The sequence below is a fragment of the Nonomuraea sp. NPDC050394 genome (genome assembly GCF_044459065.1).
Taxonomy (GTDB): Bacteria; Actinomycetota; Actinomycetes; order Streptosporangiales; family Streptosporangiaceae; genus Nonomuraea.
Genome location: NZ_JBITIO010000001.1, coordinates 363,186 through 389,859 on the forward strand (window position 1 = coordinate 363,186; position 26,674 = coordinate 389,859).

23 protein-coding genes are annotated in these 26,674 nt (G+C 69.6%); 16 read left to right on the top strand and 7 right to left on the bottom strand.

The window, feature by feature from the left end; all coding sequences use genetic code 11:
* Positions 1-105: 105 nt before the first annotated feature.
* The 3 genes from ACIBKY_RS01910 (at position 106) to ACIBKY_RS01920 (ending at position 4,051) form a co-directional block, all read left to right on the top strand.
* The gene (locus ACIBKY_RS01910; protein ID WP_397093663.1) at positions 106-2,091 is read left to right on the top strand and encodes a transporter substrate-binding domain-containing protein; all 1,986 of its coding nucleotides are present in this window, start codon (positions 106-108) and stop codon (positions 2,089-2,091) included.
* A gap of 54 nt (positions 2,092-2,145) precedes the next feature.
* Positions 2,146-3,120: a malate dehydrogenase gene (locus ACIBKY_RS01915; RefSeq protein WP_397093664.1), complete on the top strand. Its 975-nt coding sequence runs from the start codon at positions 2,146-2,148 to the stop codon at positions 3,118-3,120.
* Positions 3,121-3,250: 130 nt separating this feature from the next.
* Positions 3,251-4,051 carry a hypothetical protein gene (locus ACIBKY_RS01920; RefSeq protein WP_397093665.1) on the top strand — a complete coding sequence of 267 codons (801 nt, stop codon included), beginning with the start codon at positions 3,251-3,253 and terminating at the stop codon, positions 4,049-4,051.
* On the opposite strand, the gene ACIBKY_RS01925 is transcribed toward ACIBKY_RS01920, so the two are convergent.
* Together ACIBKY_RS01925 and galE are read right to left on the bottom strand one after the other, a co-directional pair.
* Positions 4,041-4,163 carry a hypothetical protein gene (locus tag ACIBKY_RS01925; RefSeq protein WP_397093666.1) on the bottom strand — a complete coding sequence of 41 codons (123 nt, stop codon included), beginning with the start codon at positions 4,161-4,163 and terminating at the stop codon, positions 4,041-4,043. The two genes, ACIBKY_RS01920 and ACIBKY_RS01925, sit on opposite strands and share 11 nt — an antisense overlap.
* 68 nt (positions 4,164-4,231) lie before the next feature.
* On the bottom strand, positions 4,232-5,179 hold the full coding sequence (gene galE / locus ACIBKY_RS01930) for a UDP-glucose 4-epimerase GalE (RefSeq protein WP_397093667.1): 948 nt from the start codon (positions 5,177-5,179) through the stop codon (positions 4,232-4,234).
* Between the two features lie 86 nt (positions 5,180-5,265).
* On the opposite strand from galE, the gene ACIBKY_RS01935 reads away from it, so the two are divergent.
* Positions 5,266-6,582, top strand: coding sequence for a hemolysin family protein (locus ACIBKY_RS01935; protein ID WP_397093669.1), 1,317 nt, complete (start codon positions 5,266-5,268; stop codon positions 6,580-6,582).
* A 14-nt stretch (positions 6,583-6,596) separates the two neighbouring features.
* Complete coding sequence (gene trpS, locus ACIBKY_RS01940; RefSeq protein WP_397093671.1) at positions 6,597-7,601, top strand: tryptophan--tRNA ligase; 1,005 nt, start codon at positions 6,597-6,599, stop codon at positions 7,599-7,601.
* A gap of 615 nt (positions 7,602-8,216) precedes the next feature.
* On the opposite strand, the gene ACIBKY_RS01945 is transcribed toward trpS, so the two are convergent.
* Positions 8,217-8,813, bottom strand: a complete 597-nt coding sequence (locus ACIBKY_RS01945) for an MBL fold metallo-hydrolase (RefSeq protein ID WP_397093673.1) — start codon at positions 8,811-8,813, stop codon at positions 8,217-8,219.
* A gap of 74 nt (positions 8,814-8,887) precedes the next feature.
* Between ACIBKY_RS01945 and ACIBKY_RS01950 the strand changes: the two genes are divergently transcribed.
* Positions 8,888-9,814, top strand: coding sequence for a GlxA family transcriptional regulator (locus ACIBKY_RS01950; protein ID WP_397093674.1), 927 nt, complete (start codon positions 8,888-8,890; stop codon positions 9,812-9,814).
* Here the strand turns inward: ACIBKY_RS01950 and ACIBKY_RS01955 are convergent.
* A complete protein-coding gene (locus ACIBKY_RS01955; protein ID WP_397093675.1) occupies positions 9,811-10,317 on the bottom strand; it encodes a MarR family winged helix-turn-helix transcriptional regulator in 507 nt (168 codons plus the stop codon). The genes ACIBKY_RS01950 and ACIBKY_RS01955 overlap by 4 nt on opposite strands.
* A 62-nt stretch (positions 10,318-10,379) precedes the next feature.
* Between ACIBKY_RS01955 and ACIBKY_RS01960 the strand changes: the two genes are divergently transcribed.
* Entirely contained in the window at positions 10,380-11,573 is a 1,194-nt protein-coding gene (locus ACIBKY_RS01960) for an amidohydrolase family protein (protein ID WP_397093676.1), read from the top strand.
* A 134-nt stretch (positions 11,574-11,707) separates the two neighbouring features.
* Entirely contained in the window at positions 11,708-12,649 is a 942-nt protein-coding gene (locus ACIBKY_RS01965; RefSeq protein WP_397093677.1) for a YihY/virulence factor BrkB family protein, read from the top strand.
* Positions 12,650-12,659: 10 nt separating this feature from the next.
* On the opposite strand, the gene ACIBKY_RS01970 is transcribed toward ACIBKY_RS01965, so the two are convergent.
* Entirely contained in the window at positions 12,660-13,778 is a 1,119-nt protein-coding gene (locus ACIBKY_RS01970) for a D-alanyl-D-alanine carboxypeptidase family protein (protein ID WP_397093678.1), read from the bottom strand.
* An 83-nt stretch (positions 13,779-13,861) separates the two neighbouring features.
* Between ACIBKY_RS01970 and ACIBKY_RS01975 the strand changes: the two genes are divergently transcribed.
* Entirely contained in the window at positions 13,862-14,074 is a 213-nt protein-coding gene (locus tag ACIBKY_RS01975) for an SCO4848 family membrane protein (protein WP_397093679.1), read from the top strand.
* Here the strand turns inward: ACIBKY_RS01975 and ACIBKY_RS01980 are convergent.
* Positions 14,071-15,423 (bottom strand): peptide ligase PGM1-related protein, encoded by a 1,353-nt coding sequence (locus tag ACIBKY_RS01980; RefSeq protein WP_397093680.1) that lies wholly within the window; start codon positions 15,421-15,423, stop codon positions 14,071-14,073. The genes ACIBKY_RS01975 and ACIBKY_RS01980 overlap by 4 nt on opposite strands.
* A gap of 481 nt (positions 15,424-15,904) precedes the next feature.
* Between ACIBKY_RS01980 and ACIBKY_RS01985 the strand changes: the two genes are divergently transcribed.
* Complete coding sequence (locus tag ACIBKY_RS01985) at positions 15,905-17,131, top strand: M20 family metallopeptidase (protein ID WP_397093681.1); 1,227 nt, start codon at positions 15,905-15,907, stop codon at positions 17,129-17,131.
* Positions 17,132-17,484: 353 nt separating this feature from the next.
* Here the strand turns inward: ACIBKY_RS01985 and ACIBKY_RS01990 are convergent, their stop codons facing one another.
* Positions 17,485-19,362, bottom strand: a complete 1,878-nt coding sequence (locus ACIBKY_RS01990; RefSeq protein WP_397093682.1) for a Xaa-Pro dipeptidyl-peptidase — start codon at positions 19,360-19,362, stop codon at positions 17,485-17,487.
* 269 nt (positions 19,363-19,631) lie between these two features.
* Between ACIBKY_RS01990 and ACIBKY_RS01995 the strand changes: the two genes are divergently transcribed.
* The 6 genes from ACIBKY_RS01995 to ACIBKY_RS02020 all read left to right on the top strand — a co-directional run bounded on the left by ACIBKY_RS01995 (position 19,632) and on the right by ACIBKY_RS02020 (position 26,575).
* Complete coding sequence (locus tag ACIBKY_RS01995) at positions 19,632-20,702, top strand: BMP family protein (RefSeq protein WP_184957892.1); 1,071 nt, start codon at positions 19,632-19,634, stop codon at positions 20,700-20,702.
* Between the two features lie 180 nt (positions 20,703-20,882).
* Positions 20,883-22,493 carry an ABC transporter ATP-binding protein gene (locus tag ACIBKY_RS02000; protein WP_397093683.1) on the top strand — a complete coding sequence of 537 codons (1,611 nt, stop codon included), beginning with the start codon at positions 20,883-20,885 and terminating at the stop codon, positions 22,491-22,493.
* Positions 22,493-23,632 carry an ABC transporter permease gene (locus tag ACIBKY_RS02005; RefSeq protein ID WP_397093684.1) on the top strand — a complete coding sequence of 380 codons (1,140 nt, stop codon included), beginning with the start codon at positions 22,493-22,495 and terminating at the stop codon, positions 23,630-23,632. The genes ACIBKY_RS02000 and ACIBKY_RS02005 overlap by 1 nt, the downstream gene beginning before the upstream one ends.
* Complete coding sequence (locus ACIBKY_RS02010; RefSeq protein ID WP_397093685.1) at positions 23,629-24,909, top strand: ABC transporter permease; 1,281 nt, start codon at positions 23,629-23,631, stop codon at positions 24,907-24,909. The genes ACIBKY_RS02005 and ACIBKY_RS02010 overlap by 4 nt, the downstream gene beginning before the upstream one ends.
* Positions 24,909-25,304 (top strand): cytidine deaminase, encoded by a 396-nt coding sequence (locus ACIBKY_RS02015; RefSeq protein ID WP_397093686.1) that lies wholly within the window; start codon positions 24,909-24,911, stop codon positions 25,302-25,304. The genes ACIBKY_RS02010 and ACIBKY_RS02015 overlap by 1 nt, the downstream gene beginning before the upstream one ends.
* A complete protein-coding gene (locus ACIBKY_RS02020) occupies positions 25,304-26,575 on the top strand; it encodes a thymidine phosphorylase (RefSeq protein ID WP_397093687.1) in 1,272 nt (423 codons plus the stop codon). Before ACIBKY_RS02015 ends, ACIBKY_RS02020 begins: the two co-directional genes overlap by 1 nt.
* Positions 26,576-26,674 lie beyond the last annotated feature (99 nt).

The following is a 26,674-nucleotide window of genomic DNA, read 5'->3' on the forward strand; positions in this document are numbered from 1 at the left end:
GAGAAGGGCGCTCGCGACGTCACGAACGGTTAACGGTTCCCTGAGAGCTTCATGAGCGTCGTAAAGTTTGCCTCGTTGGGATTTGTATACACGTGGGGATGGTCAATGCCGCAGATCGCGCCGCTCGTCGCCGGCGATCCCGAGCAGCTGGGCTCGTTCCAGCTGACCGGACGCGTGGGCGAGGGCGGTCAGGGCATCGTCTACCTGGGTGTCAACGAGCAGGGTGAGCGGGCGGCGATCAAGCTCCTGCACATCAAGTTCAGCGGTGACACCATCGCCAGATCCCGTTTCGCGCGGGAACTCAAGGCGGCCGAAAGGGTCGCCTCCTTTTGTACGGCCCGCGTCCTGGAAGCCGACCTCGACGGCAACACGCCCTACATCGCCAGCGAATACATCGACGGCCTGCCGCTGCGCGAGGTCATCGAGAACGACGGCCCGATGCGCGGCACCGCCCTCGACCGGCTGGCCATCGGCACCGCCACCGCGCTGACCGCGATCCACCACGCCTCGATCGTGCACCGCGACTTCAAGCCGGACAACGTGCTGATCGCCGCCGACGGCCCGAGGGTGGTCGACTTCGGCATCGCCCGCATCATCGACTCCACCGGCACGATCACCAGCCGCGCCATCGGCACGCCCGCCTACATGGCGCCGGAGCAGATCGCCGGAGACGACGTCGGCCCCTACACCGACGTGTTCTCCTGGGGCGCGACGATCGCCTTCGCCGCGACCGGGGTCACGGTCTTCGAGGGCAGCTCGATCGCGGTGGTGCTCAACCGGATCCTCAACCACGAGGTCGACGTCAGCTCGATGCCCGAGCCGCTGCGCGGGGTGGTCGCCTCGGCGCTGGCCAAGGATTCGCAGGCGCGGCCCACGGCCGACCAGTTGCTGCTGCGGCTGCTGGGTCAGCCGGAGACCGCGGGGGCCTCCACGGCGGTGCTGTCCAGGGGCGCCGAGGTGGCGAGCGACGACACCACGCCGTTCACCCGGGTACGCACCACACTGGCCGACGCCCGCAAGCCGGCCGAGCCGGGCGAGTCCGGGACGCCCGCTCCACCCGGCCACACGAGTCCGCCCGGCCACACGAGTCCGCCCGGCCACACGGCGCAGCCGCCGCCGGCCGTATCGGAGCCGGTGCGTACGAGCCTGTCGGACCGGCCCCCGATGCGGCAGGTGATGCCACCCAGGACGCCGCGGGTGCGGCGGCGCGGCCCGGGGCGCTGGATCGCGGTGGTGGTGGCGCTGGTGGTGCTGGCCGCCGCAGCGGTGCTGGCGGTGCTCAACGACTGGCCGGTGGCCTTCGGCGCGCAGCCGTCGGAGTCGGTGAACGGCGGGAACACGCCACCCCAGCCGGGCCCGTTCACCTCCGTGCTGGACAAGATCGCCAAGACCGGGAAGCTCACCATCGGCGTCAAGGGCGACCTGCCGGGCATCAGCCTGGGCCAAGACGGATCGTTCCAGGGTTTCGACGTGGACCTGGCCGGCCTGATCGCCAAGGCGCTGGGCGCCAAGGACGTGAAGTACGTCCAGGTCGGCCGCTTCGACCGGGCGACCGCCCTCAACACCGGCAAGGTGGACCTCGTGGTCGCCACCTACTCCATCGACCGCGACGAGGACGTGCTCTTCGCCGGCCCTTACTACGTCGCCCATCATGACGTGCTGGTCCGGGCGGGCACCGCCAAGAAGCTGGCCGACCTCAAGGGCATGAACCTCTGCGCGCCCCCCAGCCCGTCCACGCGCAGCGTGCAGGAGCGGGTCGAGGTGACTCCCATTCCCGCCGACCACTACGCCCAATGTATGGACATGCTGAAGAGCGGCAAGGTCGACGCCGTCCCCGGCGAGGATCTGCTGCTGGCGGGGTTCGCCGACCGGGAGGCGAGCATGCGCTTCGCCGTACTCGGCGCCAGGCTCAGCAGCCAGCGCTACGCCGTCGGCATGGAGAGCGGCGACGCCAGGACGTGCAAGGCCGTCACGGGGGTCATCGCCGGACTTCAGCGCGACGGCACCGTCAAGAAGCTCGTGAGCAGGCATTTCGGAAACGTGGATTTCAAACCGCAACTGAACCCGACCGAGATGGAACCCTGCGGATGACGACCGGGTAACATCCGAAAGTCAATGATTCATCCTGCGAGTTAGGGGAAGGCCATGGCCACGCCCGTCAAGGTAACCGTCACCGGTGCCGCCGGTCAGATCGGCTACGCGCTGTTGTTCCGCATCGCGTCGGGGCAGCTGCTCGGCGCCGACGTTCCGGTGAAGCTGAGCCTGCTGGAGATCCCGCAGGCGGTGAAGGCGGCCGAGGGCACCGCGATGGAGCTCGACGACTGCGCGTTCCCGCTGCTGTCGGGCATCGAGATCACCGACGACCCCAACGTCGCCTTCAACGGCGCCAACGTCGCCCTGCTGGTCGGCGCCATGCCGCGTAAGGCGGGCATGGAGCGCGGCGACCTGCTCGGCGCCAACGGCGGCATCTTCGGCCCGCAGGGCAAGGCGATCAACGACCACGCCGCCGACGACATCAAGGTCCTGGTCGTGGGCAACCCGGCCAACACCAACGCGCTCATCGCCCAGCAGAACGCCCCGGACGTCCCGGCCGAGCGCTTCACCGCGATGACCCGCCTCGACCACAACCGCGCGCTGTCGCAGCTGGCCGCCAAGCTTCAGGTCCCGGTCACCGAGATCAAGAAGATGACCATCTGGGGCAACCACTCGGCCACGCAGTACCCCGACCTCTTCCACGCCGAGGTCGGTGGCAAGGTCGCGGCCGAGCAGGTCGACCACGAGTGGCTGAAGGACACCTTCATCCCGACCGTCGCCAAGCGCGGCGCCGCGATCATCGAGGCCCGTGGCGCCTCCAGCGCCGCGAGCGCCGCCAACGCCGCGATCGACCACGTCTACGACTGGGTCAACGGCACCGACTGGACCTCCGCCGCGATCGTCTCCGACGGCTCCTACGACGTGCCGGAGGGCCTCATCTCCTCCTTCCCGGTCCGCGCCGCGGGCGGCAAGTGGGAGATCATCCAGGGCCTGGAGATCGACGCCTTCTCCCGCGAGCGCATCGACGCCTCCGTGCGTGAGCTCGCCGAGGAGCGCGACGCCGTCAAGGGCCTCGGCCTCATCTGAGCGTCTCCACCGGAAGGCGCGCGTCCGTCCGGGCGCGCGCCTTTCGCTTTCGGTACGGCTACCGCGTGTCGCGATGATGATCACCCGGGTCAGCACGTTCAATTGAGGCGTACTGCACGGGGGGTCGGACATGCGGCGCAAAATGCTCGCCGGGTTCATGGGAGTCATGCTGGCGGGCATTCCGGGACTCGCCCACGCGGGGCCGGGATGGGGCGCCGCCGACCTTTCCGTACGGCTGACCGCCCGGCCGGGTGTCGCCCAGCCGGGACAACCCATCATCTACCGGGCAGAGGTTGGCAACGCCGGACCCGGTGACGCCGTGCTGCCCGTGCTCAGGGTGACGCTGCCCGCGGGCGTCGAGGTCGTCAGCGTCGACGTGGCGACCTGCGAACGGGGTGCGGGCGCGGCCGAGGTGGTGTGCACCTCGCCCACGGACATCCGGGCGGGCGGCACCGGCGGCGTCACGATCACCGGCATCGTCCGGCCGGACGCGCGGGGCCCGCTGAAGGCGACGGCCACGCTCACCTCCGAAGTGCGCGACGACGACGAGAGCGACAACGCCGCCACCGTTTCGACCGCCGTGGACGAGGGTGCCGACCTGAGCCTGCGCCTGTCCGGCCGGGCGCGCGGCGGCAGGTTCGCGATGACCGCGCTGGTGCGCAACCGGGGCCCGCACATGGTCAGGGACGCCCGCGTCTACCTCAGGACGGGCCGCGCCAGGCTGGTGTCCGCGCTCGGCGCGCGCTGCCGGGCCCAGCTCGGGTACGTGGCGTGCCGGCTGCGGGCCGTCGGCCCCGACGAGCGCCTGCGGGTACGGCTCACGCTCAGGGCGCCCAGGCGGCCGGTCAACGCCAGCGCCGGCGTGTACTCCAGCCGTCTCGGCGACCGGCGGCCCGCCGACAACCGGGCCCGGCTGCGCGTCACGGCGTGAGTTGTTCGTGCAGGTGGCAGTGGGGAGGCGGAGCGGGGGCCGGGGACGGTGGCGACGTCGCGAACACCACCCCGGCCGCGGCCAGCGTGCAGCCACCTGCGACGAGTGCCACGAAGAGCACTCTAGGTGAAAGCATCCTCACATTTCGGTATCACAGCACATATCCCGCGGTGCTATGGCTCATATGCGGGAAAGCGCACTCCAGGCGTCCGAGACGATGGACGGCAGGTCCGTCCGCTCCGCCTTCCAGCCCAGCTCGGCGCGGATCTTCTCCGAGGACGCCACGAGGACCGCGGGGTCGCCCGGACGGCGCGCGCCGAGCTTCTCCGGGATCGCGTGGCCGGTCACCTCGCGGCAGACGTCGATGACCTGCTTGACCGAGAAGCCGGTGCCGCTGCCCAGATTGTAGATCTTGTGCTCGCCCTCCGTGACCGCCTCCAGCGCCAGCAGGTGCGCCTTGGCCAGGTCGGCGACGTGGATGTAGTCGCGCACACAGGTGCCGTCGGGCGTGGCGTAGTCGGTGCCGAACACCTGGACCTCCTCGCGCTCGCCGGTGGCGACCTTGAGCACGTTGGGGATCAGGTGGGTCTCAATGGCGTGGCGTTCGCGCAGCGTGCCGTATGCGCCGGCCACGTTGAAGTAGCGCAGGCTCACCGCGCCCAGGCCGCGCAGGGCGGCGAAGGTGGTCAGGGTCATGTCGACGGCCAGCTTGGTCTCGCCATAGGGGTTGGTCGGGCGGGGCGGGTCGGTCTCCAGGATCTGGTCGTGGATCGGCTCGCCGTACGTGGCGGCGGTGGAGGAGAACACGATGCGGCGTACGTCCCGGGCGTGCATGGCCTCCAGCAGGGCGAGCGTGCCGCCGAGGTTGTGCCGCCAGTAGAGCTCGGGCTTCTCCACCGACTCGCCGACCAGAGACTTGGCCGCGAAGTGCAGCACCGCCTCCTGGTTCTCCAGCGCGTCATGGGCGTCGGCGATGTCCGCCTGGATGAACCGGGCACTGTCGGGCACCGCGTCCCTGTGTCCCGTGGAGAGATCGTCGAGCACGGTCACCTCATGGCCCGCTTCGACCAGCTGCGCCGCCACGACGCTACCGACATATCCGGCACCTCCGGTGACCAACAGTCTCATGTGCACTCCTGGTGAAATATGTTGGATTTTGTACGGCTTGCCGTTCAGCATACGCGGGAAAGTCGCCGAGTACGCTGCCAACCACCATGTTTGACACCGTCGCGGCCAACGTCGCCCTGGTCCTGCTCTTCATTCTCGTGGGCGGCTTCTTCGCAGCCGCCGAGATGGCGATGGTCTCCTTGCGGGAGAGCCAGGTTCGCAAACTTGCCCAAAAAGGACGTCGTGGCGAGCGGGTGGCCAAGCTCGCCCGCGACCCCAACCGCTTCCTGTCCGCCGTCCAGATCGGCGTCACCGTGGCCACGATGCTGTCGGCCGCGTTCGGCGCCGACCGGCTCGGCGCGGCCCTGGGGCCGAAGCTGCGGGAGTGGGGCGTGCCCGAGGCCGTGGCGCCCGCGCTGGCCCTCGTACTGGTGACGCTGGCGATCTCCTACGTCTCGCTCGTGCTCGGCGAACTGGCGCCCAAACGGCTGGCCAGGCAGCGGGCCGAGGGGCTCTCGCTCGTGGTCGCGCCGTTCCTGGACTGGATCGCGACCCTGTCACGGCCGATCATCTGGATGCTGTCCAAGTCGACCGACGGCGTGATGAAGCTGTTCGGCGGCAACCCCGACGCCGACCGCGAGCAAATGACCACCGAAGAGCTCCGGGACATGGTCGTCGGCCACAGCGAGCTGACCCTCGACGAGCGCAACCTGATCGCCGAGGTGTTCGCCGCGGGCAAGCGGCAGTTGCGTGAGGTGATGCTGCCACGGACCGAGGTGGAGTTCATGGAGGCCGACACGCCGCTGGCCGAGGCGGCCGTGCTCGTGGCGGCCCTGCCACACTCCCGTTTCCCGGTCTTCCGCGAGTCCTACGATGAGATCTTGGGCTTCGTCCACGTACGCGACCTGCTCGACCCCGTCCTCACCGGCCGGATCGAACCCATCAGCGAACTGGTGCCCATCCGCCCGGTCAAGCTGGTTCCCGCCTCGAAGCGGGTGCTGAGCACGCTGTCGGAGATGCGCGACGAAGGACACCACCTGGCCATCGTCGTGGACGAGTACGGCGGCACCGCCGGGATCGTCACCCTGGAAGACCTGGTCGAAGAGCTGATCGGCGACATCAGGGACGAGTACGACATCGAGGACGACACGGTTATCCTGCCCGCCGGTGAGATCGAGATCGACGGCCTGACCAACCTCAACGACTTCGGCGCCCAGACCGGCATCCGGCTGCCGGACGGTCCGTACGAGACGCTCGGCGGCTTCGTCATGGCCATGCTCGGCCACGTTCCGGCGGCGGGGGAGAAGGTGGAGATCCCCGGCTTCGAGTTCACCGTCACCGATCTGGACGGCAGGAGAATCTCCCGGGTCAGGGTGAAACGCCGACCAGGCCTGATCGAGTCGCAGGCGGGTGGGGATACCTGACACAATTGCCAGCTATGGCCAGACCTCGTGTACTCTCCGGCATCCAGCCCACGGCGGACTCCTTCCACCTGGGCAACTACCTGGGCGCCGTCCGCCAGTGGGTGACATTGCAGGAGACCCACGATGCCTTCTATTGCGTGGTGGACCTGCACGCCATCACCGTGCCGACCGAGGCCGCCGCGCTGCGCCGCCGTACGCGGGTGGCCGCCGCCCAGTTGTTCGCCGCGGGTCTCGACCCTGAGCGCAGCACCGTCTTCGTACAGTCGCACGTACGCGAGCACACGGAGCTGGCCTGGGTGCTCAACTGCCTGACCGGGATGGGCGAGGCGGCCCGGATGACCCAGTTCAAGGACAAGTCGGCGAAGTTCGGCGAGAGCGCGGCCAGCGTGGGCCTGTTCACGTACCCGATCCTGCAGGCCGCCGACATCCTTCTGTACCAGGCCAACAGCGTGCCGGTCGGCGCCGACCAGAAGCAGCACCTGGAGTTGACGCGCGACCTGGCCCAGCGCTTCAACCACCGCTACGGCGACACCTTCACGCTCCCGGCCCCGCACATCCTCAAGGAGGTCGAGAAGATCACCGACCTCCAGGAGCCGACGGCGAAGATGTCGAAGTCGTCTTCCAGCCCGGCGGGCATCCTGGACGTACTGGAGCAGCCGGGACCGCTTCGCAAGAAGGTGATGCGAGCGGTGACGGACACGGGCAGCGAGATCGTCTTCGACGAGGAGAACAAGCCCGGCATTTCCAACCTTTTGCGGATCCACTCGGCTTTGACGGGGACGTCGATCGCCGAGCTGGTCGCCCGGTTCGACGGGCAGGGGTACGGCACGTTCAAGAAGGAAGTGGCCGAGGCGGTGGCGGAGACCTTCACCCCGATCCGGGAACGCACGGAGAAGCTGCTGTCCGACGAGACGGAGCTGGACAAACTCCTGGCCATCGGGGCAGGCAGGGCCCGAGAGGTAGCCCAGCAGACCATGGCCCAAGTCCGAGACCGCGTCGGCTTCCTCCCCACCCCTTAAAGGAACTCGCTGCGCTCACGCGCCTTCCCGGGCCCGCCCGTTGCCCGGCTGGGTGGTTGGGCGGTTGGATCCCGCCCCGGGGTTAAAGGTGCTCGCTGCGCTCGCGCGTCTTCCTGGGGCCCGCCCGCTGCCCGGCTGGGTGGTCAGCCACTTGGACCCCACCCGGGCAACGAGGTGCTCGCTGCGCTCGCGCGTCCCCTTTGGAGCTTGCGCCATCGGCAGCGCGGAGTCCGGGATCGTGTGTGGGCAGGTCAGGACCCGGCCCGATGCGATGCGATGCGGCGGGACGTTGTGGCCGGACCTGCGAGAGGTGGCGTGGGCGTGGACCCCATGTCGAGTGTCAGGCGGAGTGCTCCTGATGTCCTGGCTTCGCGTCATCTCGCGATGAGGCCGCTGTCCATCGCGGAGGTGTCTGCTGGGGCGATCCCGTGCGGATTGGGCTCACAGGGCGGCAGATGGAAAGTCACCCGCACGGCAGATGGAAAGTCACCCGCGCGGCAGATGGAAAGTCCGGCGAGGGCAGGCCTCATGGCGATCAAGGGGTGAAGGCGTGCTCGGGGCCGCTGGCGGAGGGCCGGACGCCAGGGCGCGCCGCCGGTTCCGGGCGCCGAGCTCTCACCGCACAGCGGCCGGTGAGGACGGGAACGGCTCTCCGTGGCCGGGCACGATCGTGTCCGCCGCCGCCAGCACCCGTTCCCGGCTGGCCCGCAGTTGCTCCCGGTCCGGCGCCACCGGGTCCTCGGCCGGCCCGTCGGGACGCCACCACAGGTCGCCGGCGAAGGCCACGACGCCGCCTGCCGTACCCGCGAGAAGGGTGATGTCCTCGGGGCTGTGGCCGGGCGTGGCCAGGAGCTTCAGGGAAGGGGTCAGTTCGTGGCCGTCGGGGTCGCGGTCGTGCCAGGTGTGGCCCCGGTAGACGGCCTTGTGGTCGTGGACGCGGGCGTGGGGGAACAGGCCGGCGTTCATGATGTTGTCGGGGTGGTGGTGGCTGAGGATGACGTCGGTGATGTCGGCGGGGGTGAGGCCGAGGCCGGCGAGTGGCCCGGTGATGGCGGTCGGGTCGGCCACCATGCCCGGGTCGAACACGATGCGCAGGTCGCCGTCGGTGATGTAGGAGACGGTGGCGGCGACGCCGGGGCCGGTGGAGGTCGTGTAGCCGACGTGCAGGATGTGGTGGACCGCGGTGCGTTCGCGGGGTGCTTCGGTGTTCATGGAGCCAGGGTGCCGGGATGGTCGATGGCGGGAAAGTGGCCAATATGCCACTCATGGGGGTATTCATGCCATCTATGGGATTCGCGACGGTTGTGGCCTATGCGCCGGACGGGGTGACGGCGCTCGGGCTGGGTGTCGTGGGCGAGTTGTTCGGCGGGTTCGACTTCGCGGTGTGTGGCGCGCGGCCGGGGCCGGTTCGGACTGATCTCGGGCTGCGGCTGCCTGTGGAGCATGGGCTGGAACGGCTGGCGGCGGCGGATCTGGTGCTGTCTCTGCCGGGCGACGCCTTCCGGACGCCGCCGCCGGAGCCGGTGATCGACGCCGTCAGGGCCGCGTATGAGCGTGGGGCGATCTTGGCGGCGCACTGTGTCGGTGTCTTCGGGCTGGCCGCCGCCGGGCTGCTGGACGGGCGGCGGGCCACCACGCACTGGCGGTTCGCGGGGGAGCTGGCCGCGCGGCATCCGGGGGTCAGGATCACGGCCGGCGAGCTCTATGTGGACGAGGGACGGGTGCTCACGGGGGCGGGCGCCGCGGCGGGCATCGATCTGGGGCTCCACCTGATCCGGCGCGAGCACGGCCCGGCCAGGGCCAACGCGATCGCCAGGGAGATGGTCACGCCGCCGCACCGGGAGGGCGGGCAGGCCCAGTACGTGTCCGCCCCGGTCCCCGCCGACGGCGAGGACGAACGCCTGGCCGGAGTGCTCGGCTGGGCCCGCGGGCACCTGGATCGGCGGTTGCCGATCGACGAGCTGGCGGCCAGGGCGTTGATGAGCCGGCGGACGTTCGCGCGGCGGTTCAAGGCGGCGACGGGCAGTTCGCCGCACGCCTGGTTGCAGGCGCAGCGCCTCGACCTGGCCGAGGAACTGCTGGTCACGACCACCCTGCCGATCGAGGAGATCGCCAGAAGGACCGGCTACGGCTCCGCCGCCCTGCTCAGGGAACGGTTCGTGGACCGCCGCAGGGTCTCGCCACGCGAGTACCGCAGGACCTGGTCCGGCTAGCGCACCCGCCGCCTGCCGACGATGAGCAGGACCTCGCGCAGCGCGTCGGCCGCCTGGCGGACCACGGGTTCCGGCACCCCGGCCAGCACGTCGTTGTTCGCGCGCACGGCCGTGTCCAGCGCCGCGGTGGCGACCTTCAGCCCCTCGGGGGTGAGCCGCACCCACCGGCTGCGCCCGTCGCCGTCGTCGGCCGAGCGCTCGACGTATCCGGCCGTGGTCAACCGCTGGAGCACGTTGCTGGTCCCGCCCGAGGTGAGCATCAGCGACCGGGCCAGCTCACTGGGCTTCATCCGGTACGGCGGAGCCGTACGGGCAAGGGCGGCCAGCACGTCGAACTCGGCGTAGGTGAGCCCGAGGGCGGCCAGCTCCCCCTTGAGCGCCTGCTCGAACAGCCCGTCGATCCGCGCCACCCGCTTGCTGAGCTCCAGCCCCGCGATGAGGGAGGGCGCCATGCCCGCCGCCGTCCAGCGGGCGGCCAGCGCGTCGACCTCGTCGTGTTCCACGCGACCGAGGATACCGCTCACCATATTGCTTTTCTAAAAGCTTTCTCGATAAGCTCTTGGCCATGAGAATCCTGATCAAGAACGGGACCGTCATCGACACCGACCCCGCCGCCACCGTCCTCGGCGAGCTGGACGTGCTCGTCGACGGCGAGACCATCGCGGCGGTCGGCCGGAACCTGAGCGCCGAGGACGCCGAGGTCATCGACGCGACCGGCCGCCTGGTGCTGCCGGGCTTCGTGGACAGCCACCGCCACACCTGGCAGGCCGCCCACCGCGCGGTGGTGGCCGACGACGACATCCAGGGCTACTTCCGCACGGTGATCGGCGAGCTCGCCCCCTCGCAAACCCCCGAGGACGTGCACGCGGGCAACCTGGCCGGGGCCCGCGAATGCCTCGACGCCGGAGTGACCACCCTGCTCGACTGGACACAGGTGGCGCACACCCCGGAGCACGCCGACGCGCTCGTCGCCGCGCTCAGGGAGTCGGGCATCAGGGCCGTCCTCGGATACAACCCCCAGGACCCGGGCGACGAGGCCCGCCGCGTGCGCGACACCCATTTCCGCACGCCGGGACGGCTGAGCATGGCGATCGCCGCCCTGGGCCCGGAGATCGCCGGAGAGGAACGCGCCCTGTGGGAGTGGCGGCTCGCCCGCGACCTCGACCTCCCGGTGACCGTCCACGCCGGGAGCCAGGGCGCCGACAGCGCCCGGCGAGCCCTGGCGTTCCTGCACGGCAACGGCCTGCTGGAGCGTCCCACCACCTACATCCACGGCGTCGACTACGCCGACGACGACCTGAAGCTCATCGCCGACACCGGCGGGAGCGTCTCGATCTCGCCGATCGACGAGCTGACGCTGGGCATCGGCTACCCGATCACCGGCCGGGCGGCGGCGGCCGGTGCGCCGGTCTCGCTCAGCGCCGACACGGTGACCTGCGGGCCGGGCGACATGTTCAGCCTGATGCGCGCGGCCTTCGCGATGGAACGCGGTCTGGGCAACCTCGCCTTCACCACCCGGGACGTGCTGCGGATGGCGACGATGGGCGGTGCGCGGACGGTGGGTCTCGCCGACGTCGTCGGTTCGCTGACTCCGGGCAAGCAGGCCGACGTCGTCCTCCTGCGCACCGACACCCCGGGCATGGCCGGGACCCGCGACCCCATCGGCGCGATCGTGCTCAACGCCGACACCAGCGCCGTCGAGACCGTCCTGGTCGCGGGCCGGGTGGTGAAGCGCGCGGGAGCGCTGATCCCCGCCTGAGCCCGGCGTGGCCTGTTCCCCGGGCAGCTCGCGGCGATGCCACACTTGATCGCCGGGTCCGCGGCCGATACAACGACCGTCACCGGGGCAGTCGCCTTGGAGGACCACCGGAACGCGCTGGAGTTTCCCGAGCGATGGCGAACCTGATCGAGAAGGCCGCGACGTGGCGCGAGCGCGCGATGCGGATCGTGGACCACTGGAGGGTACGCCGGCCGGGGGCCGACCACCTGATCAGGACGGTCCAGCGTTACCAGCTGCAGTTCGGCGACCGGCTGGCCGGAGCGGTCACCTACTTCGCGTTCCTGTCGTTCTTCCCGCTGATGGCGCTGGCCTACGCGGTGTTCGGCTACGTCCTGTCGGTCAGTCGCGAGCTGGAGCGGGCGCTCAAGCAGGTGATCGCCGAACAGTTGCCCGGACTGGCCCCCGCGCTGAACCTGGAGGACATCGCCCAGGCCAAGGCCACCGCCGGGATCATCGGTCTGCTGGGCCTGCTGTACGCGGGGCTCGGCGCCATCGACGCGCTGCGCGGTGCGCTGCGGGAGATGTCGATGACCACGGCCGCGCCGCTGAACTTCTTTCTCGGCAAGCTGCGCGACCTGAGCTCGCTGCTGCTGATCGGCGTGACCATGCTGGTGTCGGCCGGCGTGGCCGTACTCACTTCCTCGGCGACCAGCAAGGTCACCGAGTGGCTGGGTTTCCAGCCCGACGATCCGGCGGCGACGGGTTCGGTGTGGCTGGTCGGGCTGCTGGCCAGCGTGGCCGCCGACTGGCTGCTGTTCGTGATCATCTTGGGCTGGGTGGCGCGGCCGACCCGGCCGTTCAAGGCGATCGCCCAGGGCGCGCTGCTGGGCGCGATCGGCTTCGGGCTGCTCAAGCAGCTGGCCACGCTGCTGCTGAGCCACACGCTGAGCAACCCGGTCTACGGCACGTTCGCGGTGCTGGTCGGGCTGTTGATCTGGATCAACTTCTCCGCCCGTCTGGTCCTGTACGTCGCGGCCTGGACCGCCACCACCGGCTTCGCCCCGCCGCCCTCGCCCACTCCGGTGCCGTCGAACGGCAACGGTGAGCAGGCGTGAGGAGCGTGCGCTAGGACCTGGCCCTGCTCCGCCTGCGGAAGATGCCGAAGCCCAGCCACACCAGCCCGAAGAACAGCCCGCCGCCGATCACGGCCATGCCGACCGTCCGGCTCGTGTCCGTCTGCTTGGCCGCGGCCGAGTCGAGCAGCGGGGCGCTGGCGGGCGGCTGGGAGGCCGTGGCCTGCTGCCGGACGGGATCGGCCTGGGCGGGCAGCGGGTCCACCAGCTGGCCGACGGGCGTGACCTTGCCGCGGGCGGCGAAGCCCCAGTCGAGCAGCTTCTCCACTTCCTCCCAGAAGTAGCCCTCGTGCCGCATGATCGTCACGATGATCGTGTGGCCGTCGCGGCTGGCGGCGCCGACGAAGCTGCCGAGGGCCTTGGACGTCCAGCCGTTCTTGACGCCGACCATGCCCTTGTAGCGCCAGAGCAGCTTGTTGTGGTTGCTGATCTCGTAGAACTTCTTCGGCGCGGGGAATTTGGCGGTCTTAGTGCTGATATATCGCCTGAAATCGGGGTTGGCGAGGCCGGCTCGGGCGATCAGGGCCAGGTCGTAGGCGGAGCTGCTCTGGCCGGGCTTGTCCAGGCCGGACGGCGTCTTGGCCACCGTGTCGTTGGCCTGCAGGCGCTTGGCCTCGGCGTTCATGTCCCGCATGGTCTTGGCCAGGCCGCCGTTGGCCTCGGCCAGCGCCATCGCGGCGTCGTTGCCGGAGGACATCATCAGCGCGCGGAACAGGTCGTGCACCTTGTAGATCGGCTTGGTGGACAGACCGACCGCGGAACCCTCCTGGTTGACGGCGTTGGAGCTCGGCTTGACCGTCTTGCCCGCCTCAAGCTTGGGGATGAGCGTGAGCGCGGTCAGCGTCTTGAGCGTGCTGGCGGGGAGGAACCGGCCATGGGGGTTCTTGGCTGCCAGCACCTGCCCGGTCTCCGCCTCCGCGATCAGGAAGGACGTGGCCTTGGTCTTGGGCGGCGCCTTGACGCCGTCCGGCACGACGAGCCCGCGGCTGCCGAGACGGTCGCCGCCGATCGGGCTGCCGGAAGTCGCGGCCGCACCGGCAGGCGCGCCCGCGTATGCGGTCAGGGTGACCGTTGCGAGGAGTGCCGTGGCCGGCACCAGTTTCGTCCACATGGCGGTCTCAGCGTAGCTTCGAGTCGTTGCCCATGTGCGGTCACATCCCCCGATGATCCGCCCCTGATACTAGAGAAGTGGTTATGTCGCGAAAGATCGCCGGATTCCTGGTCGCGCTGGGCGCGTTCATGATCTTCGAGTGGATCAACCTTGGGTTTAACCTGGCAGATGGGCACAAAACCAGCTTCTACGTGGTCCACGGCATCCTGATCGCCGTCAACCTCGTGCTGGCCGTGACCGTGGGAATCATCGGATGGAAGGGCCTCAAGGGCAGCCGCCGGCCGAAGCCCCGCTAGCCACCGCAGAGGGCGAGCCGCGTGGCCCGGTGGAGTTCGTCGGCCTCGTCGCGCGAGTTGCCGATCGAGGTGAAGCCCAGCTTGCCGTGCTCGGGGATGGCCCCGAGCAGATGCAGCACATTCCCGGTACGGCGGGCCGCGTCGAACCCGAGCCCACGCTCCTCCACCATGCGCACCACCTCACCCGGTGTGCGCCCGCGCAGGCACGCCGCCGAGCAGTTGTCCGTGGCCGTGTAGTACTTCGGCTGGGTGCCGTCCATCAGCAGCCCGGTGGCCGGATCGTAGGTGGCGCCGGTGGTCAGCAGCGCCGCGCCGAACGGGTGCGTGGTCCCGCCGATCCGCAGGTTGATCTCGCACAGCAGGGCCGCGTACCCGGAGTCGGCCTTGAGCGCGAAGAAGTCCATCCCGAACAGTCCCACCACGCCGCGCCGGGCGAGGATCGCGGCGATCCTGGCGGCCGACTCGCCCACCTCGTGCCGGTACTCGGAGCGGGCCGGGAACGTGCAGCCCTGGTAGACGTCGGCGTTGGCGCCGCCGAGCACCTGGTCGTGGGTGGCCACGACGTCGTGGTGCCCGCCGGGCGTGATCCTGGCCAGCGCGCTGGGGAAGAACAGCGGCCGGTGCTCGATGAACTCCTCCACCACCGCCCCCCGCTCGGAGATCTTGGCGGAGAAGGTCTCCCACGTCTCGCCGTCGGCGGAGAAGCGTGTCCGTGACCAGTCGCTCTTGGTGACGATCGCGTTCCCGAGCCCGGAGTAGCCGTCGTTCAGCTTGACGATGACGCGCTCGCCGGGCAGCGAGAAGACCGCGTCCTCGATCTCGCCCTGGTGGTGCAGGTCGCCGAAGCCGCGCGCCATGGGCACCGCGGCCTCCGTGCCGACCTCGCGGGCGCCGCTCTTGGAGCCGTAGTAGGCCAGCGACATGGCCGGGCCGTAGATGGGCACGTTCAGCGACGACGCCAGCCGTTCCTCCAGGTCACTCATCACGAACGGGACCATCCACGCGTCGCCGTCGATCGCCTTGCGTATCCGGCGCAGCGCCTCGGGCCGGGCCAGCAGCGTTCTGGTGAGCGGCTGGGAGCGGGTGTCGTCCAGGCTGATCATCGTCAGTCGCCTGGCGGCGTCATCCGGGTCGGGTAAGAAGCCGAAGTAGTAGGAGACGATGTCCGGATCCACGGGGGCGGAGGAGACGTAGACGACCTTGACCCCGGGCCTGCGGAGCGTCAGGAGGAGGAACAGGAGTCTCTCCTCGTAGCACCTCGCGCCGGTGATCCGGCGCAGCTCATCCTGTGGAAGGGAGAGCGAGGGCACGACCACCAGGGTCCCCTCACTCGGCTCGAAGATGCTCAACTGTGCATGCTTCTCCCCGAACGGGATATTAGTGATCATATTGCGAGTGAAACACCGATTTATCGCAAATGCAGCCATCGCGGGCGTGTCATGACCAAGCCGGAAGGTGACAGGATTCGAAACCGCGCACAAGTTTGGGAGTAGCGACAACGGGTCACCATCTAATGATCCCTTGTGACTATTTCCGGGGTGGGACCGCCGGTCACGCAGCGTGGTGACCTGCGGTTACGGGCATGCCGTCGGCCAACTTTTGGTGTAGTTGTCCACGAGAGGGCCACCCGGAGCGATAAAGTCGAAGCATCGCCATCGGGTGCACGGCTACCGCTGACCCCCAGACCGCGGATGATCGTCCCGATCGGGTGTTGATCACCAAGCGACGCGGCTGCAACCGCAGTGCAAGAAATGACGAAGAACAGCGCAATCGGCTGTGCGAAGCTGGGTAGAGGCGCGCGCATGCCGCTTTTCGACGGGACGGTGAACGATGCGGGGACGTGAGCTGCGGGGGGAACTCGACGCGTTCCTGGCGGAGACGGAAAAGGACCTCGTGGCGTTCCGCCGCGACCTGCACATGCATCCTGAACTCGCCTTCGCCGAATACCGCACGACCCAGCGGATCGCCGAGCGGCTCAGCGCCGTCGGCCTGGTCCCCTCGGTCCTGCCGCGTGGCACCGGCCTGATCTGCGACGTGGGCAGCGGCGACGGCCCGACCATCGCGCTGCGCGCCGACATCGACGCCCTCCCGCTGCAGGACGAGAAGGACACGTCCTACCGCTCGACCGTGCCCGGCGCCTGTCACGCGTGCGGCCACGACGTCCACACCACGATCCTGCTCGGCACCTCGCTCTTCCTGGCCCAGCAGGCCGCGGCCGGTCTGCTGCCCGGCCGGGTCCGGCTGATCTTCCAGCCCGCCGAGGAACTGCCCGGCGGCGCGCTTGAGGTCATGGCCAACGGCGGCATCAGCGGCGTCGACCGCATCTTCGGCCTGCACTGCGACCCGCGCGTGGACGTCGGCCAGATCGGACTCAAGGCCGGCCCGATCACCAGCGCCTGCGACCGGCTGCTCATCCGCGTCTCCGGCCCCGGGGGCCACACCGCCCGCCCGCACCTGACCGCCGACCTCGTGTTCGCGCTCGCCAAGATCCTCACCGAACTGCCCGCCGCGCTCTCCCGCCGCGTCGACCCGCGCTCCTCGCTGAGCCTGGTCTGGGGCAGGGTCGAGGCCGGTTCGGCGGCCAACGCCATCCCCGACGACGGGGTGGCCGAGGGCACCGTGCGCTGCCTCGACGAGAACGCCTGGCACGCCGCCCCCGACCTGATCAAGGCACTCCTGGAGTCGGTCGCCGGCGCCTACGGCGTCGAGGCCACGATGGAGTACACCCGCGGCGTCCCGCCCGTGGTCAACGACGAGGTCAGCGTCGAAATGCTGGCCGAGGCGGCGGAACGCGCCCTGGGCAGCACCAGCGTCGTCCCGACCCAGCAGTCGCTCGGCGGCGAGGACTTCGCCTGGTACCTGGAGTCGATCCCCGGCGCCTTCGCCCGCCTGGGCACCCGCTCACCGGACAACGGCGTCACCTACGACATCCACCAGGGCACCTTCGACGTGGACGAAAGCGCCATCCCCACCGGCGTGCGCTTCATGGCCACCACCGCCCTCACCGCGCTCTGGGAAGGCGCCCCCATCCTCCCCATCACGTCTGCTCTCGCCTGACCGCTCTTTCTATCTTCTACGGCTTCGCCCAGGTAACCGCCGCCCGCCGACTTCGGCGGGCGGCTGTCTTTTCCACGCTCCCCGAGCGCGCGGGCCGAGCACCGCTACGGCCGCCCTCTTGCCCCGCACCCGCCCAACCCCCCCGACCAGCACCCAAGGCCAACCCCCTGGCCGGCGCCGGGCAGGTTTTCCGTGCACCAGCGCCGGCCATCCGGTTGCCCGGGCGGAGTGTCCCTTCCTTGCCCGCGCACCAGCCTCGACGCTTGTCCTTGGCGGTTGGGGTTGGGTGTTCGCGGGTTAGGTAGGGGGGCACGGGGTGGTTGACGGGTTCTGGGCCGGGACCCAGGGGGTTGCTAGTTCAGGGAGCCGAAGACGATCGGCAGGCGGAGGGAGGACAGGCCCGGGGCCACGCGGATGTTCGTGCCCGCCGGGTATCGCAGCGTGTAGTCGAAGTCCGTCGACAGGACGACCACGCCCAGCTTGTGGCCCTTCTTGAACAGGTAGTCCTGCGGCTGGAAGTCCCACGTGAACGTGTACTCCTTGCCCGGCCGCAGCGGCTCGGTCCGGTCCATGCGGTTGCGGTTGCGCACGTCCAGCCAGCCCCGGGAGACGATCTTGTAGGGCGTCTCGGCCACCGCGTGCGTACGGATCGAGGTGCAGCCGGTGTCGCCCGGTACGCCCTGCCCGTAGCACCACGTCTCGCCGGTCGGCACGAGCCCGCCGGTCGGGCGGGAGTCGGTGCCGAAGTCCACCAGCAACGCGGTCAGGTACGGCGAGGCGCCCTTGGTGAACGAGGCCCGCAGCGAGATCTTGGGCGTGCCCGAGACGCGGACGTCGGTCTTGAGTTCCTTGGTCACGTAGGCCAGGCGGTTGGGGTCGGCCGCGGGGACCGTCTCGACGAGATGCTCTGCCGTACGCGTCTTCTGGTCGACGAACGACTCGCGCGCCGACAGCGGCCGGGGCAGCAGCCCGAGCTTGCCGCCCGAGCCCAGCCACAGCGGGATGTTCGCGCTGCCCGGCAGCGGCCACGAGGCGTGCTGACCCCACTGGCCGGGAGCGATCTCGACGTCGGCCTGCGGCTCACGCATGATGCCGCTGTCGATGTTGTAGAGCCAGTGGTCGAACCAGCCGTGCAGCTGACGCAGCCACTCCTTGGCGCGCAGGCTGAACGGGTCGCGGTGGGTGCCCTGGTGCAGCCAGATCTTGCGGGGGACGTCGCGCTTGCCGAGCGCGTCCCACCACTGGACGGCCTGCTTGGTCTTGACGTTCCAGTCGTTGAGCCCGTGGGCGACGAAGACGCTGGCCTTCACCTTGCGCACGTCGTTGAGGTAGTTGCGGGCGTCCCAGAAGCGGCTGTAGTCGCCGGTGATCCGGTCCTGCTCGGACTCGATGCGGTCCATCAGGGCGCCGCAGACGGCCTGGCCGTTCTGCCTGGTCAGGACGTAGCGGGCCAGCACGTCGGCGTCTTCGCCCTGGTAGCCGCCGGGCGCGAGGACGCCGCCGTTGGCGCGGTAGTAGTCGTACCAGGAGGAGATCGCGGCGATCGGCACGATCGTCTTGAGCCCCTGGACGCCGGTGGTGGCCACGGCGTTGGGGAGGGTGCCGTTGTAGGAGGTGCCGATCATGCCGACGTTGCCGGTGGACCAGGTGGCCGCGACGGGGTTGCCGGTGGCGTCGAAGCCGCGGGCGCGGCCGTTCAGCCAGTCGATGGCGGCCTTCGGGCCGGCGGTCTCGGCGGGGTCGCCGGTGGTCGGGCAGCCGGTGGCGCGCCCGCTGCCGATGTTCTCGACGAGCGCGATGGCGTACCCGCGGGGCAGGAAGAAGTTGTCGTAGTAGCCGTCGAACGGCCCGGCGTCCTTCACGGTCAGCAGCGAGCGCAGCGTGCTCGGCAGCGGGTTGCCGTTCTCGTCGACGTCGACGGGGTGGTTGGCGACGTCGTTGCCGCCGGCGTAGTAGGGACTGGCCTCCATGATCACGGGCACCTTGAGACCCTGGTCGGTCTCCTTGGGCCGCAGGATGTCGACGGCGACCCGGTCGGCCTGGCCGTCGGCGTCGCTGTCGGTTCCGGCGACCTCGACGAAGACGGTCTGGGTGATCGCGTCGGCGCGCGAGAAGACGGGTTGTGTCGCGTTGTTCTCGATCTTGATCGTGGGAGTGTCCGCGGCTGCCGGTGTCGCGGTCAGCGACGCGATGAGCAGCAGCGATACGGCTAACGCCGTCCTGCGAAGCATGAGTGGCTCCAGGGAAGTTTGACGACCTACGACCGTAATCTCTGCCACTTGACGAGTCACGGCAAGATCTTGACAACCTCAAAAGTTCGGCAAAGGTTCACTTCCTGGATCCAGGTCACAGACGCGACTGATGTCGATAACGGAGCGGTTGCGGAGCTCTGTACGGTTTGGTATGCGCTGGTCAAGCAACTATCTTCCGAGCAGGGTTGCCGTGCATTTCTTCGCGCCTGCGATGAAGTTTGACGGCGGGGAAATGGAAGGGAGTCGCCTTGCTCAGCAAGCGATTCGGCAAGACGGCGATCGGCACGCTGGCCGGCGCCATGCTTATGGCGGCAGCGGCGTGCGGCGGCAGCGGCGGGGGGACCACCGCGAGCACCGCTCCGAGCAGCGGTGCGGCCAGTGAAGCACCCCAGGAGGGCGCGCTCAAGGTCGGCCTCGCCTTCGACGTCGGCGGTCGCGGCGACAAGTCCTTCAACGACGCCGCCTACGCCGGCCTCGAGAAGGCGAAGACCGATCTGAAGGCCGAGATCAAGGAGCTGAGCCCCGCGGGCGACGGCTCCAACCGCGGTGACCTGCTCCGCCAGCTCGCCGACGCCGGCTACAACCCGATCATCGGGGTCGGCTTCGCCTACGGCGAGGACATCAAGAAGGCGGCGACGGAGTACCCCGAGATCCAGTTCGCGGTCGTCGACTCCGCCTCCAACGCGCCGAACGTGACCGGCCTGCTGTTCGCCGAGGAGCAGGGCTCCTACCTGGCGGGCGTCGCCGCGGCGACCAAGGCCAAGAGCGGCCACGTCGGCTTCGTCGGCGGTGTCGAGAACGACCTGATCAAGAAGTTCGAGGCGGGCTTCGTCGCCGGCGTGAAGTCGGTCAAGAAGGACGCCAAGATCGACATCAAGTACCTCACCCCCGACGGTGACTTCTCCGGCTTCAAGGCTCCCGACAAGGGCAAGGTCGCGGCCGAGAAGATGTTCCAGGACGGCGCGGAGATCGTCTACCACGCCTCCGGCGACTCCGGCCTCGGCGTCTTCCAGGCGGCCGCCGCCGCCAAGAAGAAGGCCATCGGCGTCGACTCCGACCAGCGTCTGACGGTCAAGGAGGCCGACCTGCAGTCGGTCATCATGACCTCGATGATCAAGCGCGTCGACGTCGGCGTGTTCGAGTTCATCAAGGCCTTCCAGGGCGGCGCCAAGGGTGGCAGCAACGTCACCTACGACCTGAAGGTCGACGGCGTGGGCCTGGCCACCACCGGTGGCGAGGTCGACGACATCAAGACCGAGATCGACGCCGCCCGGGAGAAGATTGTCTCCGGCGAAATCCAGGTTCCGTCCAAGCCGTAACCTGGGTAGGAGAATCTCGTTCGAGGGCCCGGGGAGCGGACCCACCGTCCACTCCCCGGGCCTTTGTTCTATCCACCCTGGCTCGCTGGAGACCCACATGAGCTCGGAGCGAATGAGGAGCGGTGAGCGACCACATGAGCTCGCGAATCCGACGCAGCGATGAGGAGCGGTGAGCGACCAATGAGTTCCGACACGCTCGCCCCGGCGCAACCCGCCGTCGAGCTGGAGGGCATCACCAAGCGTTTCCCGGGCGTCGTCGCCAACCACGACATCCGGATCGCCATCCAGCCCGGCACCGTCCACGCCATCTGCGGCGAGAACGGAGCGGGCAAGTCCACCCTGATGAAGATCCTTTACGGCATGCAGAAGCCGGACGAGGGCCAGATCCGGGTGAACGGCACAGACGTGACCTTCCGCTCGCCCAGTGACGCGATCAACGTCGGCATCGGCATGGTCCACCAGCACTTCATGCTGGCCGACAACCTCACCGTGCTGGAGAACATCGTCCTCGGCGCCGAGCCGAAGCGGGCCGGCCGCCTCGACGTGGCCCGCGCCCGCAAGCGGATCAAGGAACTGGCCGAGGCCCATGGCCTGCGCGTGGACCCCGACCGCCTCGTCGAGGATCTCGGCGTCGGCGACCGGCAGCGCGTGGAGATCCTCAAGGTCCTCTACCGCGGCGCCCGCATCCTCATCCTCGACGAGCCGACGGCCGTGCTCGTGCCGCAGGAGGTCGAGGAGCTCTTCGACAACCTGCGCGAGCTCAAGGCCGAGGGCCTCACCGTCATCTTCATCTCCCACAAGCTCGACGAGGTGCTCGGCATCGCCGACGCGATCACGGTGATCAGGCGCGGCACCACCGTCGCCAGCCTGCCCCGCAGCGAGATCAGCAACGCCCGCCAGCTCGCCGAGCTCATGGTCGGCAGCGAGCTGCCCACCCCCGAGACCCGCGAGTCCACCGTGACGGAGACCGTCGCTCTGAAGGTCGCCGGCCTGTCGATGGAGTCCGACGGCTACCGTCCCGTCCCCAAGGGCACCTCCGTCCGCCTCTACGTCGACAAGCTCAAGGCCGAAGGCAAGCGGCTCCTGCTCGACGACGTCTCCTTCGAGATCCACAAGGGTGAGATCCTCGGCATCGCGGGCGTGGAGGGCAACGGCCAGTCCGAGCTGATCGAGGCCATCATGGGCATCCGCCAGGCGCACGGCGAGATCACCCTGGCCGGCCAGGACATCAGCGCCTGGTCCACGCTCAAGCGCCGCGAATCCGGCATCGGCTACATCCCCGAGGACCGCCACCGCCAGGGCCTGCTGCTCGAAGCCTCCCTCTGGGAGAACCGGGTGCTCGGCCACCAGACGCAGAAGCCCGCCAAGAGCGGCATCTGGATCAACCGCCGCGCGGCCAGGGCCGACACCCAGCGCATCATCAAGGAGTACGACGTCCGCACACCGGGCGCCGACACGCTCGCGCTCGCGCTGTCCGGCGGCAACCAGCAGAAGCTCATCGTCGGGCGCGAGATGAGCGGCGAGCCGGCCTTCCTCATCGCCGCGCACCCCACCAGAGGTGTCGACGTGGGCGCCCAGGCGGCCATCTGGGACCACCTCCGCGACGCCCGTGCCGCCGGCCTCGCCGTACTGCTGATCTCCGCGGACCTCGACGAGCTCATCGGCCTGTCCGACACGCTGAACGTGATCTACCGAGGGCGGCTCGTCGCCCGCCTCGACCCGTCCGACGTCACGCCCGAGCGGCTCGGCGGCTACATGACCGGCGCCATCACCGCCACCGAGGAGATGTGATGCCCGCAGGGCTCTATCGCGCGCTGCTGACCTTGGCGGGCGCGGTCGTCGCGATCGTGCTCGCCATCGCGATCTCCAGCGTGGCGATCCTCGCGGCCGGCGCGAATCCGGCCGCCGCCTTCGCCGCGTTCTTCGACTTCGGCGAGACCCCCCGGGCCGTGGTCAACGGCGTCACGACCATGGTCAACCGCGCGGTCCCGCTGTTCATCGCGGGCCTCGCGGTCGCGGTCGGCTTCCGGATGAACCTCTTCAACATCGGGGTCGAGGGCCAGTACCGGCTCGCGGCGGTCGTGGCGGCCTTCGTCGGCTCCACGTTCGTGGCGCCCGCCTGGATCCAGATCCCGGTGATCATCATCGTGGCGGCGGCGGTCGGCGGCCTGTACGCGCTGATCCCGGCGGTCATGAAGGTCAGCCGCGGCGTGAACGAGGTGATCGCCACGATCATGCTCAACTACATCGCGATCAACCTCGCCGCCTTCCTGGTACGCGGCCCGTTCACCGGCCCCAAGCCGGAGGGCCAGCTGACCATCTCGACACCGCCCTTGCCTGAGTCGGCCTGGTTCCCCAACCTGAACTTCATCTTCGAGATGTTCGGCCTGCCCGCCCCCCGCGGCGGCGGCCTGTGGGGCTTCCTGGTCGTGGCGATCCTGCTCGGCGTGGGCCTGTGGATCGTGCTGGAGCGCACCCGGTTCGGCTTCGACGTCAAGGCCAGCGGCCTCAACGCCTCCGCCGCCCTCGCCTCCGGGGTCAACCCCAAGAAGATGGTCATCTCGGCCATGGTGTTGTCCGGGGCGATCGCCGGGCTCATCGGCATGCCGGAGATCCTCGGGTCCACCCACGCGTACAACTCCAACTTCACCCCCGGACTGGGCTTCCTCGGCATCGCCGTCGCGCTGCTCGGCCGGAACAAGCCGGTGGGCATCGCGGTCGCCGCGCTGCTGTTCGGCTTCCTCGACCGTGCGCAGGGGCCGCTGCAGTTCGCGAATGTGCCGCCCAGCGTGATCGTCATCATGCAGGGCGTCATCGTCCTCCTGGTGGTCGTCTTCAACGAGGTCACCAACCGGATGGCGCTGCGCTCTGAGGAACGGCGGGCCGCCCGCCAGCTCGGCACCGACAAGCCTGTTGAGGTGGCAGCATGACCAGGGTCCGCAAGTACCACCTGGCGCTGATCGGCGTCGCACTGCTCATCCTGGTGATGTCGCTGGTCAGGGTGATCTCCGGGCACAACGACATCACCTCGTCCGGGACGTTCGCGGCGGCGCTCGGGCTGGCCGTGCCGATCGGGCTGGCCGGACTCGGCGGGCTGTGGGCCGAACGCGCGGGCGTGGTCAACATCGGCCTCGAAGGCATGATGGTGCTCGGCACCTGGTTCGCCGGCTGGGCCGGATACCAGTGGGGGCCGCTGGCCGCCGTCGTGGCCGGCCTCCTCGCCGGTGCCCTGGGCGGGCTGATCCACGCGATCGCGACCGTCACCTTCGGCGTCGACCACATCATCAGCGGTGTGGCCATCAACCTGCTCGGTCCCGGCATCACCCGGTTCTTGTCCGAGGTCCTGTACAAGGAGGGGACCGGCGCGGCCGAGGCCGGCGCCGGCATCACCACCTCGCCCGCCATGTCGGGCAAGGCGTGGGAGGGGAGCCTGCCGTTCCTGTCGGACCAGACCGACGTGTTCGGCTGGCTGGAGCGGACCCACTGGTTCCTGATCTCCGACCTGGCCGGCATTCTCGGCGGGCTCACCCGCGACGTCAGCGTCCTGGTCATCCTGGCCGTGGTGATGATCCCGCTGACCTTCTACGTGCTCTGGCACACGGCCTTCGGCCTGCGCCTGCGCTCGGTGGGCGAGAACCCGTGGGCGGCCGAGTCGCTCGGCGTCAACGTCTACCGGCTCAAGTACATCGCGGTCGTCATCTCCGGCGCCTTCGCCGGGCTCGGCGGTGTCTTCCTGGTCTTCGTCACCACCAAGTACGTCGAGGGTCAGACGCAGGGACGCGGCTTCATCGGCCTCGCGGCCATGATCTTCGGCAACTGGCGGCCGGGCGGGCTCGCGGCCGGCGCGTCGTTGTTCGGCTACGCCGACGGCCTGCAACTGCGCAGCCAGGGCGCCATCACCACATTCTTCCTGTTCGGCGCGATCCTGCTGCTCATCTACCTGGGCAACAAGATCCGGCTGATGACGCGGCCCGGCCAGCCGGCCGAGCTGGCCGGCCGTACCGCCAAGGACTACACGATCATGGCGGGCGCGGCAGCCGGCGCCTTGGTCCTCATCTGGATGTGGATGGTCATCGACAAGCTGCCGAACGAGTTCGTCTACATCACCCCGCACGTCCTCACCCTGCTCGTGCTCCTGGTCGCCTCGCAGCGCCTGCGCATGCCCAAGGCCGACGGCGTGCGGTACCGCCGGGGGGAACAGCACTGATGAACATCGACTGGGACGGTCTGCGCGACGAGGCGCGGGCCGCGATGCGCAACGCCTACGCGCCCTACTCCAAGTTCCCGGTCGGGGCGGCCGCCGTCGTGGACGACGGCCGCGTCGTGACCGGCTGCAACGTCGAGAACGCCTCCTACGGCCTCGGCCTGTGCGCGGAGTGCGGCCTCGTCTCCGCGCTGCACGCCTCGGGCGGCGGCCGGCTCGTGGGCTTCACCTGCGTCGACGGCCACGGCGAACTGCTCATGCCGTGCGGCCGCTGCCGTCAGCTCCTGTACGAGTTCGGCGGCGACGACCTCCTGGTCGAAACCCCCGACGGCCCCAAGCGCATGGCCGAGATCCTGCCGTACGCCTTCGGACCCGACGACCTGACCAAGGGAGCCTGATGGACGCCATCGAGGTCATCGTCGCCAAGCGCGACGGCCGCGAGCTGACCACCGCGCAGATCGACTGGGTGATCGACGCCTACACCCGGGGCGAGGTGGCTCACGAGCAGATGTCCGCGCTGGCCATGGCCATCCTGCTCAACGGCATGGACCGCCGCGAGATCGCCGAGTGGACCCAGGCGATGATCCGCTCCGGCGAGCGCATGGACTGGTCGATGCTCGACCGGCCCACCGCCGACAAGCACTCCACCGGCGGCGTCGGCGACAAGATCACGCTGCCGCTGGCGCCCCTGGTGGCCGCCTGCGGCGCGTACGTCCCGCAGTTGTCCGGACGGGGCCTGGGCCACACCGGTGGGACGCTCGACAAGCTGGAGTCGATCCCCGGCTGGCGGGCGTCGCTGTCCAACGAGGAGATGCTGGCCGTCCTGCGCGGCGCGGGCGCGGTCATCTGCGCCGCCGGAACCGGCCTCGCGCCCGCCGACAAGAAGCTGTACGCCCTGCGCGACGTCACCGGCACGGTCGAGTCGATCCCGCTGATCGCCTCGTCGATCATGTCCAAGAAGATCGCCGAGGGGACGGGTTCGCTGGTCCTCGACGTGAAGGTGGGCTCCGGCGCGTTCATGAAGACGGTGGAGCGTGCCAGGGAGCTCGCCGAGACCATGGTGGCGCTGGGCTCCGACGCCGGGGTTCGTACCGTGGCCCTGCTGACCGCCATGGACCGCCCGCTGGGCCTGGCCGTGGGCAACGCCCTGGAGGTCGTGGAGTCGGTCGAGGTCCTGGCGGGCGGCGGCCCGTCCGACGTGGTCGAGCTCACGGTACGGCTGGCCCGCGAGATGCTGGAAGCCGCCGGGATCACCGGCAAGGACCCTGAGCAGGCGCTGAAGGACGGCTCCGCCATGGACGCCTGGCGCCGCATGATCTCCGCCCAGGGCGGCGACCCGGACGCGGTCCTGCCGAAGGCGGCCGAGACGATGACGGTGGAGGTGCCGGAGTCCGGTGTCCTGACGAGGCTGGACGCGTACGCGGTGGGCCTGGCGGCCTGGCGGCTGGGCGCGGGCCGGGCCCGGCAGGAGGATCCGGTCTCCTTCGGCGCGGGGATCACCCTGCACGCCAAGCCGGGCGACCTGGTGCGGGCGGGACAGCCCCTGATGACGCTGCACGCGGACGAGACGGCCCGTTTCGCCCGCGCCCTGGAGGCGCTGGAGGGCGGCTACGCGGTGGGCGCGGCCGGCGAGGAGCAGCTCCCGCTGATCATCGACCGCGTCGTGTGACGATCGCACACTGACAGGTGACGGATGCCTATGGGCTCCGTCACGCGTCGCTCGTTACCGTGGCTCTGACCCTCTCGGCGCACGATGGGAAGGAGCACC

Excerpts from the sequence above, each read along its gene's own strand:
- ACIBKY_RS01910 (WP_397093663.1), top strand. The coding sequence starts at position 106 with ATGCCGCAGATCGCGCCGCTCGTCGCCGGCGATCCCGAGCAGCTGGGC.
- ACIBKY_RS01915 (WP_397093664.1), top strand. The coding sequence starts at position 2,146 with ATGGCCACGCCCGTCAAGGTAACCGTCACCGGTGCCGCCGGTCAGATC.
- ACIBKY_RS01920 (WP_397093665.1), top strand. The coding sequence starts at position 3,251 with ATGCGGCGCAAAATGCTCGCCGGGTTCATGGGAGTCATGCTGGCGGGC.
- galE (WP_397093667.1), bottom strand. The coding sequence starts at position 5,179 with ATGAGACTGTTGGTCACCGGAGGTGCCGGATATGTCGGTAGCGTCGTG.
- ACIBKY_RS01935 (WP_397093669.1), top strand. The coding sequence starts at position 5,266 with ATGTTTGACACCGTCGCGGCCAACGTCGCCCTGGTCCTGCTCTTCATT.
- trpS (WP_397093671.1), top strand. The coding sequence starts at position 6,597 with ATGGCCAGACCTCGTGTACTCTCCGGCATCCAGCCCACGGCGGACTCC.
- ACIBKY_RS01945 (WP_397093673.1), bottom strand. The coding sequence starts at position 8,813 with ATGAACACCGAAGCACCCCGCGAACGCACCGCGGTCCACCACATCCTG.
- ACIBKY_RS01950 (WP_397093674.1), top strand. The coding sequence starts at position 8,888 with ATGGGATTCGCGACGGTTGTGGCCTATGCGCCGGACGGGGTGACGGCG.
- ACIBKY_RS01960 (WP_397093676.1), top strand. The coding sequence starts at position 10,380 with ATGAGAATCCTGATCAAGAACGGGACCGTCATCGACACCGACCCCGCC.
- ACIBKY_RS01965 (WP_397093677.1), top strand. The coding sequence starts at position 11,708 with ATGGCGAACCTGATCGAGAAGGCCGCGACGTGGCGCGAGCGCGCGATG.
- ACIBKY_RS01970 (WP_397093678.1), bottom strand. The coding sequence starts at position 13,778 with ATGTGGACGAAACTGGTGCCGGCCACGGCACTCCTCGCAACGGTCACC.
- ACIBKY_RS01975 (WP_397093679.1), top strand. The coding sequence starts at position 13,862 with ATGTCGCGAAAGATCGCCGGATTCCTGGTCGCGCTGGGCGCGTTCATG.
- ACIBKY_RS01985 (WP_397093681.1), top strand. The coding sequence starts at position 15,905 with ATGCGGGGACGTGAGCTGCGGGGGGAACTCGACGCGTTCCTGGCGGAG.
- ACIBKY_RS01990 (WP_397093682.1), bottom strand. The coding sequence starts at position 19,362 with ATGCTTCGCAGGACGGCGTTAGCCGTATCGCTGCTGCTCATCGCGTCG.
- ACIBKY_RS02000 (WP_397093683.1), top strand. The coding sequence starts at position 20,883 with ATGAGTTCCGACACGCTCGCCCCGGCGCAACCCGCCGTCGAGCTGGAG.
- ACIBKY_RS02005 (WP_397093684.1), top strand. The coding sequence starts at position 22,493 with ATGCCCGCAGGGCTCTATCGCGCGCTGCTGACCTTGGCGGGCGCGGTC.
- ACIBKY_RS02010 (WP_397093685.1), top strand. The coding sequence starts at position 23,629 with ATGACCAGGGTCCGCAAGTACCACCTGGCGCTGATCGGCGTCGCACTG.
- ACIBKY_RS02015 (WP_397093686.1), top strand. The coding sequence starts at position 24,909 with ATGAACATCGACTGGGACGGTCTGCGCGACGAGGCGCGGGCCGCGATG.
- ACIBKY_RS02020 (WP_397093687.1), top strand. The coding sequence starts at position 25,304 with ATGGACGCCATCGAGGTCATCGTCGCCAAGCGCGACGGCCGCGAGCTG.